This window comes from Mycobacterium sp. NPDC050853 (assembly GCF_040653875.1).
GTDB lineage: Bacteria > Actinomycetota > Actinomycetes > Mycobacteriales > Mycobacteriaceae > Mycobacterium.
This window is the reverse complement of the sequence record NZ_JBFAGW010000001.1, coordinates 1,454,729-1,467,674: the sequence shown is the minus strand read 5'-3', so window position 1 is coordinate 1,467,674 and position 12,946 is coordinate 1,454,729. Positions and strand designations below refer to the sequence as shown.

The following is a 12,946-nucleotide window of genomic DNA, read 5'->3' as shown; positions in this document are numbered from 1 at the left end:
ACCAACCGGACTATGGTCCGGTTTATTTCGGAGGATCCGAAGAATCTTTCGGGGGTTCATCCGGGGGAGGGGCGGCGACGGGTTCGGGCTCCTTGGTTGTGCTGGGGGTGGCGTCGGGGTCGACCTGGCTCTCGTCGCGGAACATGAAGAAGAAGATGACCCAGCCGATCGCGGAGATGAAGATCCAGCTGACTGCCCGATAGATGAGCATCGCGGAGATCGCGTCGGGAAGGGTCATTCCCGAGGACACCAGGCCGGGCACCAGGAACGCCTCGACCACCAGCAGGCCGCCGGGCATGAGCGGAACCGAGCCGGCGGCACGGGCCGCGGCATAGGCCACCATGACGCCGACGAGCGACGGGCGACTGCCAACGGCATAGGCGGCGAAGGCCAAGCACGCCACATCGGCGATCCAGTTGAACAACGACCAGCCGAAGGCCTCCCCGAGAGCCCGCCGGGTCAGGGTCACCGCTTCCATCTGCTTGAGGATCTCGCGCCAGCGGGCCACCCCCATCATCGGGGGCTTGCCACGAACATCGTTGACCCAGCGCAAGACCCGGACACCGATCCCGTCGAGCATCTCCGGCCGAGACGCGACCGCCTGGGCGAGGACCAGGATGGCCAACAGGCCACCGATGCTGAAGATCAACGAGAACGGGTTGGTCTTGGCACCCAGCAGGAACGCGCCGCCCAGGCCGAGGATCGCCAGCCCGACCGCCTGCAGCACCCCGGACATCACCAACTGCCAGGACGCGACCACCGGAGTGGCTCCCCATAGCCGCTGCTGCCGATAGATAAAGGTGGCCGAGAGCACGGGACCGCCGGGCAGGGTGGTGCTCAGCGCATTCCCGGCATAGAAGGCCGCCTCGGAGCGCCATTGGCGGATCTTGACGCCCGCCGAACGCAGCAGCGTCCGCTGGATCTGGGCGAAGCTGTGCATCGAGGACATGGCCGCCAGGGCCGCAGCCAGGACCCACCAGGGGTTGGCGGTCGTCAGGCTGCGCCAGGCCGAGGCCAGCTGATCGGACACGAACCCGATCTCCACCGCGAGTACGACCGCGACCACCACGAAGATCGCCCACCGCACCCACCAGTACTTTCCCCGCCGCTTGATGACGGGTTGAGGCGCGGTGGGCGCGTCATCGTCCGGACACGGGCCCGGGGTGGAGCCGTCTCGCTCGGGCGGCGTGTTGCCGCCGACAAGAGGCTCACGGTCATCGGGCACGGGCACCACAGTAACGGCGCGAGCCGGTCACATCTTTCAGGTTCCCGCAGGCCACGCCAGGTGTGTCGCCCTGGTGCGGCCCCGGAGCAGCACAGAGTCGCCGTGATCCCAGTGTTTCTGTTCGTCGGGGTCGGCGAAATACAGCGCGTTGGTGGATGCGAGCAGCCGACTGGGCCGGTGTTTGGCGAGTTCGGTAAGCCGCGATGCCTCATTTACCGGATCGCCGATCACCGAATACTCGTAGCGTTCGGGGGCGCCCACGTTCCCGGCCACGGCCAGCCCGGCCGAGACCCCGATCGCGAACTCGAACGGATGCGGGAAATCCGCGGTAAGCCGTTCGCGTAGTTCGCGCGCGGCGGCCAGGCACGCCGTGGTGGCATCCGGGCGGTGCAGCGGTGCGCCGAAGACCGACAGCGCCTCATCGCCGACGAACTTGTTGACGAAGCCTCCCCGGCTGTCGACAACTTCCACCACAATGCGGAAGAAGTCGTTGAGGATCGTCAGCACCTCCTCGGGATCGCGGTCGGCTGCCATCGAGGTTGACCCGATCATGTCGACGAAAAATACTGCGACATAACGGCTTTCGCCACCTAGGTTGGTGCCTAGCTGCAGTGCCTGGCTAGCCACATCGGCACCCACATGTCTACCGAACAGCTCGCGCAGCTGACGGCGCTCCTCGCCCACCTGCATCATCCGGTTGAACCCGGCCTGCAGGACACCGAGCTCGCTGCCGTCGTAGACATCGACGCGCGTACCGAAATCGCCCTCTGCCACATTGCTGATGGCGGCGCGCAGCTGGCGCACCGGGTCGGCCAACTGCCCGGCGGTCAGCAGGGCCAACCCATAACTTGCGACCAGGGTGGTCGAGACGATGAGTAGGACAGTGAGGGCGAGTCCTCGTGTGGAGGTCAGGTCGTCCGGCTTCCACAGGGCCATACCGCATAGCGCGATGATTCCAATGGCGGGCGCCAACGTGCCGATCCACCAGCTCAGCCGGACCCGTACGAAGACCGAGGGTGCGAAACGTCCGTGGAACTCGCTGGCACTCAAGGCCTTTGCGGCGATAGGGCGCAGGATCCGTTCTCCGAGCAGGTAGGTCAGACCGAAGCTGCCCGTCGCGGATTGCAGACAGCCGATGATGGTGGCCAGGGTCCATTTGGAGTCGTGGGCCGCACCTATGGCAATGAATACGGCGGCACCGAGTGCCCACCCGCCGAGATGGACCAACGACTGCTGCAGAGGTGCGGTCAACGCGGTGCGCAGCTCCAGGGCTGTCGGTGGCCCGCCCCGGCAGTACCAGCGCGCCAGGCGATGCTCCATGTGCAGTGCCCAGCCGACGCTCGTGACGACCATGAGGCCGAAGAGCGCCCAGAACAAGGGCGGCCCGTTCTCGAAGACCCAGTCATGGGGTGGCTGCTTGAACGGCATCCAGTGGCGCAGGAAGTAGAACAGCAACAGGAGAGTCGCGGAGTTGATGCCGACCATGGACGCCACGAACACCGTCCAGCGTGGGCCCAGCACATGCATGGCCCGAAACCATTCGCGCAGCCGTTCCATCACTCAGGTATTCCGATCGGTCTACTCCCGTTTTACCCCAATTTCTGTGACATCACGAAGCATGCCAGTTCTTCCTGCTCTAGGGCGTGTGTATGCCCTGGACGGACCGGGAAAGGTGGGGGTATCTCGCGGAACCTACTGCGCGGTAGGGTGCCGTGCATGACGCAGCGCAGCATGCCCGTCCTGGAGGGCGTGACCCACGAATACGTACAAGCCGGGGACGTGAAGATTCACGTCGCCGTCGCCGGTCCACAGGACGGGCGCCCGGTGGTGCTGCTGCACGGCTGGCCGGAAAACTGGTGGATGTGGCACAACGTCATCCCGGCGCTGGCCGACTCCGGGCACCGGGTGTACGCCATCGATCTGCGTGGCGCGGGCTGGAGCGAGGTCACTCCGAAGGGCTACGAGAAGGAGCAGTTCGCCTCCGATGTGCTCGCCGCGGCGAGTGCGCTGGGGCTGGAGAGCTTCGATTTGGTCGGCCATGACTGGGGCGGCTGGACCGCGCAGCTGGTCGCGCTGAAGGCGCCACAACGCATCCGGCGGCTGGCCATCCTCAACATCCCACCGGTGTGGCAGGAGCCGGGACGCGTCGCCAGGCACGCCCACAAGCTGGCCTACCAGCTGGTGGTGGGCGCTCCGCTGGTCGGGCCGTTATCGCACCTGTCGCCGACGCTGTGGTGGTTCATCCGCCGCAGCGGCATGCCCAAAGAATCGGTGGACTTCTTCCGGAGCTGCTTCCGGGACCGCGACCGCCGGGTTGCCGGATCCAAGATCTACCGGTCCATGGTCGGCAAGGAGTTCGCCAAGCTGGCGCGGGGACCGTACGACGATCAGAAGCTCGCCATGCCGGTGCGGGTGCTGTTCGGGCTCGACGATGTGGCCGTGCATCCCTCGCTTCTGGAGGGCTTCAGGGATCATGCCGACGATCTGAACATCACCGAGGTGCCCAACTGCGGTCACTTCATCGTCGACGAACAGCCCGAACTTGTGGTGAAGTGGCTGACCGAGGTGCTGGCCGAGCCTGTCGCGCAGGGGTAGATCTACTGCTCTTCGCCTACGTTGCTGGGTTAGGCTCGCCGCATGACGCACGCTGACGCCGCCGAGTCGGTTCATCCATATGTGCGCAAGGGGGCTGCCTGGTCCTGGCGCCTGCTGGTGCTGCTCGCCTTCGGGCTTGCATCGCTGTGGTTGTTCTGGCACCTCAAGACGATCACCATCCCACTGCTACTTGCTCTGATGGGCGCGGCACTGTTGGTGCCGACGGTCAACTTCCTTGAACGGCATAAGGTTCCGCGCTCGCTGGCGGTAGTGGTGGTTCTCCTCACCGGTACCGCAGCGGTCGGCGGAATCCTGACGTTCGTGGTGGACCAGTTCATCAAGGGCTTGCCCGACCTGTCGACCCAGCTGACCAACAGCATCGATTCGCTCAAGAACTGGGCCATCAACAGCCGGTTCCACGTCAGCGAAGAACAGATCGGCAAGGCCGGCGATGCGTTGGTCAACAGCATCAAGGACAACCAAGACAAGGTGACCAGCGGGGCGCTGGCCACCGCCACCACGGTCACCGAGATCATCACCGGCCTCGTGCTGACGCTGTTCACGCTGATCTTCTTTCTGTATGGCGGCAAGGAGATCTGGGAGTTCATTACCCGGATATTTCCCACGGATGTGCGGCCGCGGGTGCGCCGTGCCGGCGTTCTGGGCTTCGGCTCGCTGATCGGCTACGTGCGGGCCACCTTCGCAGTGGCGCTCGTCGACGCCGTGGGCATCGGTGTGGGTCTGGCGGTTTTCAGTGTGCCGCTTGCGCTTCCGTTGGCCTCGCTGGTCTTCCTGGGAGCGTTCATCCCGATTATCGGTGCCGCGATATCTGGATTCGTGGCGGTGTTCATCGCGCTCATCACCAACGGGCCCTTCACCGCGGCGATGATCCTGGTGATCGTCATCGTGGTGATGCAGGTGGAAGGCCATGTGCTGCAACCGCTCATCATGGGGCGTGCGGTCCAAATCCATGCCTTGGCGGTGGTGCTGGCCATTGCGACCGGCGGCGTGCTGGGTGGCATCATCGGCGCGCTATTGGCCGTGCCGGTTGTCGCAGTGCTCAACACTGCCATCCGTGCACTGATAGAACGGGACGACTCCGACGATCCGTATCTGATTGAAGGAGAAGAGGAGGCGGAGATCCTCGATCCGGAGATGGTGCCCGACAAGGGCCCGCCGGCGGTCAACGCCGGCCCGGGCAACGGAGTACCGGAATTGGGCCCGGCTCCGCCCAAGGAGTGACGGAGCGTCTGCGATGAACCTCTTGGGTGAAGAGCATTGAGCAGCGCATCCGGACACGGAACCGTCCCACGCTGGGTGAGCGGTAACGATCCGACGGCGTCGCTGTGGCGGGCCGCGCAGGTGTTCCGGCTGGCGAGCTTTGGGTACGCGCTGCTGGCCTCACAGTGGGTGTCCTACACGCACTACGACCGGCAGGCGCTGAGCTGGGCGCTGTATGCCGTCATGGCGATATGGACGGGGTTCGCGGCAGTCGCGCTGTCTCGCAACTGGTTCCGCCGGTGGCAGCTGGTGCTGTGTGACCAGGTGATCGTGATTGCGCTCATGCTCGCCGGACGCCTGGTGGTCGATGTGCAGTGGTACAGCGGGCATCAAGCCCTGCCGACCACGCTGTGGGTGGCCAACGCGGTGGTGTCCGTGGGGCTGCTACGCGGACAGCTGGCCGGTGTCATATCCGGTTTCGTTCTCGCCGCTGTCAGCATCGCGGCGCGTGGACTCCCGGTCAGCGCGCTGTGGCTCGATTCGACCATGCCCGCGTTGGTGGTGGTGGGGCTCGCGATCGGTGCCGCGTCGACTACCGCGAAGCGCACCTTCTACGAACTGCGCCGCGCGGAACGAGCGGCCGCGGCGGCGATCGAACGCGAGCGGTTGTCCCGGCAGGTACACGACGGAGTGCTGCAAGTGCTGTCCTATGTGAAGCGGCGAGGTACCGAGATCGGTGGCCCGACAGCAGAACTCGCTGCGATCGCCGGTGAACAGGAAGTTGCGCTCCGGGAGCTGATATCGGGTGCGACACAGACCACGCTCGCCGATGACGAATTGGTCGATCTGCGTCCACTCCTGCGCACTCAGGCCAGTACCGCCGTTTCGGTGTCGGCCCCGGGCTCGCCGGTGCTTATCGGTCAGCACATGGGCAGTGAACTGGCCGCCGTGGTGCGTAGCGCACTGTCCAATGTGGCATTGCATGCCGGACCGGAGGCGCACGCGTACGTGCTCATCGAGGATCTGGAGGATTCGGTGGTCGTAACGGTGCGCGATGACGGCAGCGGTATTGCGGACGGCAGGCTGGATCAGGCCGAACGTGAGGGACGGATGGGCGTGTCCCGGTCGATTCTGGGCCGGGTAGCGGATCTTGGCGGCGCGGTCCTGCTGGAGACCGCGCCCGAGGAGGGAACCGAATGGGAGATCACGGTGCCCAAATCTCAGGAGGTGGGGTTATGACCGACAGGCCCGAAAGCACTGACAACGAGCCTATTTCGGTGATGGTGGTCGATGATCATCCGATGTGGCGCGATGGCGTTTCCCGTGACCTGCAGGCGGCGGGGCTGCGGGTGGTGGCCACTGCCGACGGTGTCGCCTCATCAGGCCGGATCGCGGCGACGGTGAAACCCGATGTGGTGCTGATGGACATGCAGCTGACCGATGGTGATGGCGCACAGGCCACCGCAGCTGTACTGGCGGTTTCCCCGGGCAGCCATATCCTGGTGCTGTCGGCCTCCGCTGAACGCGAGGACGTACTGGAAGCGGTGAAGGCCGGAGCCACGGGGTATCTGGTCAAGAGCGCATCCGCTGTCGAGCTCATCGACGCCGTGAATGCCACGGCCAAGGGCCAAGCGGTATTCACGCCGGGCCTGGCCGGGTTGGTGCTCGGAGAGTTCCGGCGCATGTCGAGCACACCCGCGACGGATACCGATGACACGCCAAGGCTCTCCGACCGGGAAACCGAGGTGCTGCGGCTGGTCGCGAAAGGATTGAGTGCCAAGCAGATTGCGACTCGACTATCGCTGAGCCACCGAACCGTCGAGAATCATGTGCAATCGACCCTGCGTAAGCTCCAGCTGGGCAACCGTGTGGAACTGACCCGGTACGCCATCGAACACGGGCTCGACGAATAGATTATTCAGCCGGCGGCGACCTCTGGCGCCGATTGCGCGAATCGATAGTTGCATGGGCTGAATGTCCTACTGTGTCAGGCTATTTCAATAGTTGCGATCGGGCGGAGCGTCGTTGTTCTTGTCGAAGTAGTAGCTGTTGACGTGCGCGCAGCTGTGCTGCCAGAAGATCTGCCGACGTCGGCTGTCCGGCAGCACGCGCCTAGCAAATAGTGTCGACATGGGTTTGTGAGGCGTGCGCGATGCGCCCGGCGCTACCTTCTCGGCTATTGCGGGGGAACGGTGAGCGGTAGCGCTGGTGGGGAGTTGGGATCGCGGCATCCCTCTGCCACCGGCCCGATCGACCCCCCGGGCCGAGGTGTAACCCCAAAACTCCCTGATTACTGCATGATTCGTGCCGACAGCGGCGGGTCGATATGGGCCACATTGACTGCGACTACATAATGTGTGATCTGGCACACAGTAGACCAATCGGTGTGATTTAGGATATGACCGACTATTCAATTAACGATTGATCGTTTATCGTCAACGCTCACTGGCACCGCAGCCCGTGGCTCGTCAGCGAATGCCGGAATCAATGAGGAGTCTGGAATGCGTGGTGCGCCGATCCGTGCGTCACTTCCCGTCGTCGGACGAGAAGTGACGCTGTGTCCAGCTCTGTCGTGACCGCACCCGCCGGACAAGCCGCGGCCGAAGACGGTGCAGCGGTAATCCAGGATTGGGCCACCGGGTATGTCAAGCGGCACCCGCTCGAATCTCTGAGCACGGTCGGTGAGCAGTTCATGCTTGGGGTCCGCACTATCCAGTGGTTCTTCATCGACCTGTTCACCGGACAGTTCCAGTGGCAGGAGTTCGTCAGGCAGGGCGCCTTCCAGGCCTCGACGGCCATCGTTCCGGTCATCCTGGTGACGTTGCCCATCGGTGTCACGCTGTCGATCCAATTCGCCTTGCTGGCAGGCCAAGTGGGTGCGACCTCATTGGCCGGCGCGGCCAGCGGTATCGCGATCATCCGCCAGGCCGCCTCGCTGGTGGCCGCGGTGTTGATGGCTTCGGCCGTGGGATCGGCGATCACCGCGGACCTCGGTTCTCGCACCATGCGAGAGGAGACCGATGCCATGGAGGTCATGGGTGTCTCGGTGATCCGTCGGCTGGTGGTGCCCCGGTTCGCCGCGGCGATCATGATCGCCGTAGCGCTGACGGGTGTGGTGTGCTTCGTAGGATTCCTTGGCGCCTACCTGTTTAACGTTTACTGGCAAGGCGGCGCGCCCGGCAGTTTCGTGTCTACCTTCGCCTCCTTCGCCACCCCTGGCGACATGGTGTTGGCGGTACTGAAGGCAATCATCTACGGAGCCATCGTTGCTGTGGTGTCGTGTCAAAAGGGCCTGTCCACCAAGGGTGGTCCCATTGGTGTTGCCAACTCCGTGAACGCCGCGGTGGTGGAATCGATCCTGTTGTTGATGGTCGTGAATGTCGCCATCAGCCAGCTGTACATCATGTTGTTCCCGCGAACGGGGCTGTGACATGACGGTATCCAGCTATCTGGCGCCAGGGCGTCGGCCGTTCATACTTATCTACAACAGGATTCGTCGTCCGCTGATGCGGTTCGGCCACATGGTGGCCTTCTTCTTTCGCACTCTCGGCGCTATCCCGGTGGTGCTGCGGCAGTACCGGAAGGAGTTTCTGCGCCATCTGTCCGATATCGCCTGGGGCAATGGATCATTGGTGGTCGGCGGTGGAACTGCGGGAGTGGCGTTGGTCCTGGGGGTCACCGCAGGTGCACTCGTGGCCATTGAGTCGTACAACTTCCTGGACCTTCTCGGGCTGGGACCCGCCACCGGCATCATCAGCTCGCTGGCCAGTACTCGGGAGCTCGCGCCGATCATGGCCTCCCTGGCATTCGCGATGCAGGCGGGTTGCCGGTTCACCGCACAGCTGGGGTCGATGCGGATCGCCGAGGAGATCGACGCCATGGATTCCGTTGCCATTAGGCCGATCCCGTTCCTGGTGACAACTCGGCTGATGGCGGCGGTTATCGCGGTGATCCCGCTGTATCTGGCCTGCTTGGCGATCAGCTATATGTCCTGCCAGGTCATGGTGGGCATCCTCAGCGGCGGCTCGGTGGGTTCCTATCTGCACTACTTCGGTATTGGTGTCAGCGGTATCGACATCGTGTATTCGATCATCAAAACGGTGGTCTTTGTGTGGATCGCCTCAACGGTCCAGTGCTACTACGGCTTCTACGCCAGCGGTGGGCCCGAGGGCGTGGGAATTGCTGCCGGGCATGCCATGCGTGCCGCCATCACAGTTGTCGTGATGGTGAACATGCTGCTGACCATGGCGCTGTGGAGCGTCGATGCCGGCGCCAGGCTGGGTGGCTGATGCCGAATTCCTTTGAAGTGGATGGGCGCGGCCCTTCCGATAACCAGCTTCTTGCGGTTTCCGTTGTGACAATCGCGGCAATCGCGGCACTCACCGGGACCATGCTGTTGAAGTCTGCGGGGCGGCTCGATGATCACGTCCGAGTGGTGGCCGATCTGGTGAATGTCGGTGACGGGCTGCCGCAGAAGTCGGACGTGAAGTATCGCGGCGTGCTGGTCGGCGAGGTCGACGAGGTCATACCGGCGATCGGCAACAAACCGAACTTCGTACATATCAATCTTAAACCCCAGTACGCCAAGTCAATCGCGGCGACCGCCACCGCCCGCGTGGTGCCGAGCAATGTGTTCGCGGTGTCTTCGGTGCAGCTGGTCGACCGCGGACCCGGTGCCCCCATCCGCGCCGGCGCCCACATCGCCGAGGACCAACAGCTGCCCACCGTGTTGTTCCAGACCACCGTGAGCAAGCTGCGTGATGTCCTCAATGCCACCGGCCGTGGTCGTGAAGACAACTCGGTCGGCATCCTGGCTGCGGTGGGGGCAGCCACCGACAGCCGACGGGTCAAACTGCTCACCGGTGGCGCCCAGCTCAACCGGCTCATCGCCGAGCTGAACGCGATCGTGGCCACCGACGCCGGGCCCTCGACCGCCTCGGCACTGCTCGATGCCACCGAAGGCCTTAAACAAACCGCTCCCGATCTGCTGGACTCACTGCACCAGGCGGTGCGGCCCATGCAGACCCTGGCCGAGAAGCGCGAGCAGCTGACGAGCCTGGTGCACGCCGGGCTGACGACAGTGGGCAACACCAGGCAGGCCTTCGACAACCACACCGACCAGCTCATCGGCATCACCACCGGGCTCACCCCTCCGATCGGTGTTTTCGCCAAGAATGCCGACAAGTTTGTTCCGATTTTCCGGAATATGAACAAGCTGTCCCGCAACTGGTTTGAGCAGATGTGGATGGCAGACCGGGACCTCCCGAACATGCCTATCGCCGTGACACTGGCCCCCAGCTACACCTACACCCGTGCCGACTGCCCGCGCTATGGCGAGATAAAGGGGCCGAGCTGCTTCACCGCTCCTGAACAGGTGGTGCGCCCGGATCTTCCCGAGACACTGCTCCCGCAGAACTACAAGCCACCGGCGGATCTGACGCCACCGGCTGGAACGGTAGTGGGTCCCAACGGAAACCTCGTCGCAGTGGGTCCGCCGAATGTCACGCCGCCGGGCGGCCCGAACCTGGTCGACCCCAACCCACCGCTGCCGTGGTGGCAGCCTGTCCCGGCACCTCGCGTGCCCGGCACCTCTGATCCCGAGGACGTGCAACCGCCGACAGCAGCGCCCGCCTCATTTGGCGGGAACGTCGGACCCGTTGGTAGCCGGCGTGAACGGGATCAGCTCGGTGTGCTCACCGGTGGTCCGGCGACTCCCGCCACTCAGCTACTGCTCGGGCCGGTGGCTCGGGGGACCGCAGTGTCGTTCGTTAAGGAGGTACCGCGGTGAAGTTCCGTGGTCCGTTGATCGCACTGGTGGTCTTCATGACCGTGGCCATGACACTCAGCTGGTTGGTATACGCCACACTGCGCCGCGATGTATCGGGAAGCACCACAGCGTATTCGGCGGTATTCACCGATGTGTATGGCCTGCGTGATGGGGACGATGTGCGCATGGCCGGTGTGCGGGTGGGCCGTGTGCAGAAGATCGAGCTGGTCGACAACGAGCAGGCCAGGGTCGACTTCGTGGTTCAGAACGACCAGAAGCTCTACGGCAACACGATTGCCTCGGTGACGTATCAGAACATCGTGGGCCAGCGTTATCTCGGTCTGTCGCCGGGCAAGTCCGGTGACCCCGCCAGCAGCACAGTGCTCTCCGCGGGGGCGACGATCCCAGTGGAGCGCACCGACCCGTCCTTCGATGTGACGACACTGCTCAACGGTTACGAGCCCTTGTTCAGCACGCTGTCCCCGGAGCAGGCCGACAACCTGACCAAGGGTGTCATTCAGTCGCTCCAGGGGGATAACGCCTCGATTGTCACCCTGGTCAATCAAACCTCGGTTTTGACAAGAACATTCGCGGGCCGCGACCAGGCGCTGGGCAACGTGATAACCAGCATGAACACCGTGACGGGCAATCTCGCCCAGCAGAACGACGGCCTGGACAACATGCTGACCCAGACGCGACAGATGGTGTCGGACCTGGATCGCAAGCGTCCCGAGTTGGTGTCCTCGGTGGGGTCGCTGGCGCAGACCATGCGTCGCCTGTCGAAGATCACCAACGAAGTCAACCCGTCGCTCGACGAGCTGATTACCCGCCAGCCCGGATTCGGCAAGCACGTGGTGAGTATCGAACCTCAATACGCCTTCCTGGGGGACAACCTCCCGATCGTGCTGAAGGGGCTGTCCCGCTTCTACTCCGAGGGTGCGTTCATCAACGTCTACATGTGCGATCTGAACCTCACCGGCTTCTTCCCGGGCCTGAACGACGTGATACCGATCATCGTCAACGCGGCGACACCCGGAAACGTGGCTCAATACACCCCGCGATGCAGGAACATGGCCAATGGCTGAGCAATCCAGGCGGCAGAGGATCAAGAACCGACCGGTCGAGACCTACAACAAGACCTGGCTGGGGTTCATCGCCATCGCGGTGATCGGCGCACTCGTGGGCGGCATGCTGCTCATCAAGGCCATCGGTCTCGGCTACACGAGCTACACCGCCGAGTTCGCGCAGGCCGCGTCGCTGCGGGCGGGCCAGCCGATCACCGTGGCAGGCATCCCCGTCGGGAACATCACGAGCATGAAGCTGGTCGGCGATCACGTCGAGGCCGGGCTGAGCGTCCGCGACGACATCAAGCTCGGCAAGGACACCAAGGCCTCGATCCGGGTCACCACGATTCTGGGCTCCCGGTACCTGGATTTGCGTCCCAGGGGTGCAGGACCGTTACCCGACAAGACAATTGACCTTGCTCATACCGAGGTTCCCTACGATTTGCAGTCCGCGTTGGCCGGGGCGACCAACACCTTCGATCAGGTCGATTTCGACAAGGTGGCGCAGTCACTGAGCATCTTGGGCAAGCAGCTGCAGGGGCTGCCCGATGTCATTCCACAAGCTATGGCGAACATTCAGACGCTGTCCTCGGTTATTGCCGATCGGCGCGATCAACTTGGCGCCCTGCTTAAGAGCACCGAGAGGATCACCAACACGCTGCGCCGCCAGCAGTCCGGTATCGGCGTTCTGGTCAACCAGGGACAGGATCTACTCGGTCAGTTCGTAATGCGCAGCAGTACCTTCCACGCGATGCTGCAGTCGTTCACGAATCTTGTCGAACAACTCAGCAAGGTTGTCGTCAAGGACCGGCCGCAGCTCATCGAGATGCTCAGGACCGCACATGAGCTCTCCGACATGCTGGGTAAACACGATGACCTGCTTCGGAGCCTTTACCCGATTGCACCGGTCTTGTTGCGCGGGATCGCCAATTCCACCGGCACCGGTAACGCCATCGATATCAACCTGACGAACGGTCTGCTGGTCGACTCGTGGATGTGTGCGATCAGCGGTCGGGCAAAGCAATTCGGAATGATCCCGTATTTCAAGGACTGCAAGTGACGGACAAGGGCGAC

General features: G+C 63.6%; 11 protein-coding genes. 9 read left to right on the top strand and 2 right to left on the bottom strand.

Annotation, left to right across the window (positions count from 1 at the left end):
* Positions 1-22: 22 nt before the first annotated feature.
* A complete protein-coding gene (locus AB0H22_RS07225) occupies positions 23-1,234 on the bottom strand; it encodes a YbhN family protein (RefSeq protein ID WP_358145717.1) in 1,212 nt (403 codons plus the stop codon).
* A gap of 27 nt (positions 1,235-1,261) precedes the next feature.
* Entirely contained in the window at positions 1,262-2,785 is a 1,524-nt protein-coding gene (locus tag AB0H22_RS07220) for an adenylate/guanylate cyclase domain-containing protein (RefSeq protein WP_180749293.1), read from the bottom strand.
* Positions 2,786-2,941: 156 nt separating this feature from the next.
* On the opposite strand from AB0H22_RS07220, the gene AB0H22_RS07215 reads away from it, so the two are divergent.
* The 9 genes from AB0H22_RS07215 to AB0H22_RS07175 all read left to right on the top strand — a co-directional run bounded on the left by AB0H22_RS07215 (position 2,942) and on the right by AB0H22_RS07175 (position 12,932).
* Positions 2,942-3,820 carry an alpha/beta hydrolase gene (locus AB0H22_RS07215; protein ID WP_358145715.1) on the top strand — a complete coding sequence of 293 codons (879 nt, stop codon included), beginning with the start codon at positions 2,942-2,944 and terminating at the stop codon, positions 3,818-3,820.
* A 42-nt stretch (positions 3,821-3,862) separates the two neighbouring features.
* The gene (locus tag AB0H22_RS07210) at positions 3,863-5,062 is read left to right on the top strand and encodes an AI-2E family transporter (protein ID WP_358145713.1); all 1,200 of its coding nucleotides are present in this window, start codon (positions 3,863-3,865) and stop codon (positions 5,060-5,062) included.
* Positions 5,063-5,137: 75 nt separating this feature from the next.
* A complete protein-coding gene (locus AB0H22_RS07205; RefSeq protein ID WP_180749785.1) occupies positions 5,138-6,280 on the top strand; it encodes an ATP-binding protein in 1,143 nt (380 codons plus the stop codon).
* 41 nt (positions 6,281-6,321) lie between these two features.
* Positions 6,322-6,954: a response regulator transcription factor gene (locus AB0H22_RS07200; protein WP_180749784.1), complete on the top strand. Its 633-nt coding sequence runs from the start codon at positions 6,322-6,324 to the stop codon at positions 6,952-6,954.
* Between the two features lie 659 nt (positions 6,955-7,613).
* Positions 7,614-8,471 carry an ABC transporter permease gene (locus AB0H22_RS07195; RefSeq protein WP_358146132.1) on the top strand — a complete coding sequence of 286 codons (858 nt, stop codon included), beginning with the start codon at positions 7,614-7,616 and terminating at the stop codon, positions 8,469-8,471.
* A 1-nt stretch (position 8,472) separates the two neighbouring features.
* A complete protein-coding gene (locus AB0H22_RS07190) occupies positions 8,473-9,330 on the top strand; it encodes an ABC transporter permease (RefSeq protein ID WP_180749289.1) in 858 nt (285 codons plus the stop codon).
* Entirely contained in the window at positions 9,330-10,829 is a 1,500-nt protein-coding gene (locus AB0H22_RS07185) for an MCE family protein (RefSeq protein ID WP_180749288.1), read from the top strand. Before AB0H22_RS07190 ends, AB0H22_RS07185 begins: the two co-directional genes overlap by 1 nt.
* On the top strand, positions 10,826-11,893 hold the full coding sequence (locus AB0H22_RS07180) for an MlaD family protein (RefSeq protein WP_180749287.1): 1,068 nt from the start codon (positions 10,826-10,828) through the stop codon (positions 11,891-11,893). The genes AB0H22_RS07185 and AB0H22_RS07180 overlap by 4 nt, the downstream gene beginning before the upstream one ends.
* On the top strand, positions 11,886-12,932 hold the full coding sequence (locus AB0H22_RS07175; RefSeq protein WP_358145710.1) for an MlaD family protein: 1,047 nt from the start codon (positions 11,886-11,888) through the stop codon (positions 12,930-12,932). The genes AB0H22_RS07180 and AB0H22_RS07175 overlap by 8 nt, the downstream gene beginning before the upstream one ends.
* The last annotated feature ends 14 nt before the right edge of the window (positions 12,933-12,946 follow it).

Coding starts and splice junctions, on each gene's coding strand:
- AB0H22_RS07185 (WP_180749288.1), top strand. CDS start 9,330: ATGCCGAATTCCTTTGAAGTGGATGGGCGCGGCCCTTCCGATAACCAG.
- AB0H22_RS07210 (WP_358145713.1), top strand. CDS start 3,863: ATGACGCACGCTGACGCCGCCGAGTCGGTTCATCCATATGTGCGCAAG.
- AB0H22_RS07215 (WP_358145715.1), top strand. CDS start 2,942: ATGACGCAGCGCAGCATGCCCGTCCTGGAGGGCGTGACCCACGAATAC.
- AB0H22_RS07190 (WP_180749289.1), top strand. CDS start 8,473: ATGACGGTATCCAGCTATCTGGCGCCAGGGCGTCGGCCGTTCATACTT.
- AB0H22_RS07200 (WP_180749784.1), top strand. CDS start 6,322: ATGGTGGTCGATGATCATCCGATGTGGCGCGATGGCGTTTCCCGTGAC.
- AB0H22_RS07175 (WP_358145710.1), top strand. CDS start 11,886: ATGGCTGAGCAATCCAGGCGGCAGAGGATCAAGAACCGACCGGTCGAG.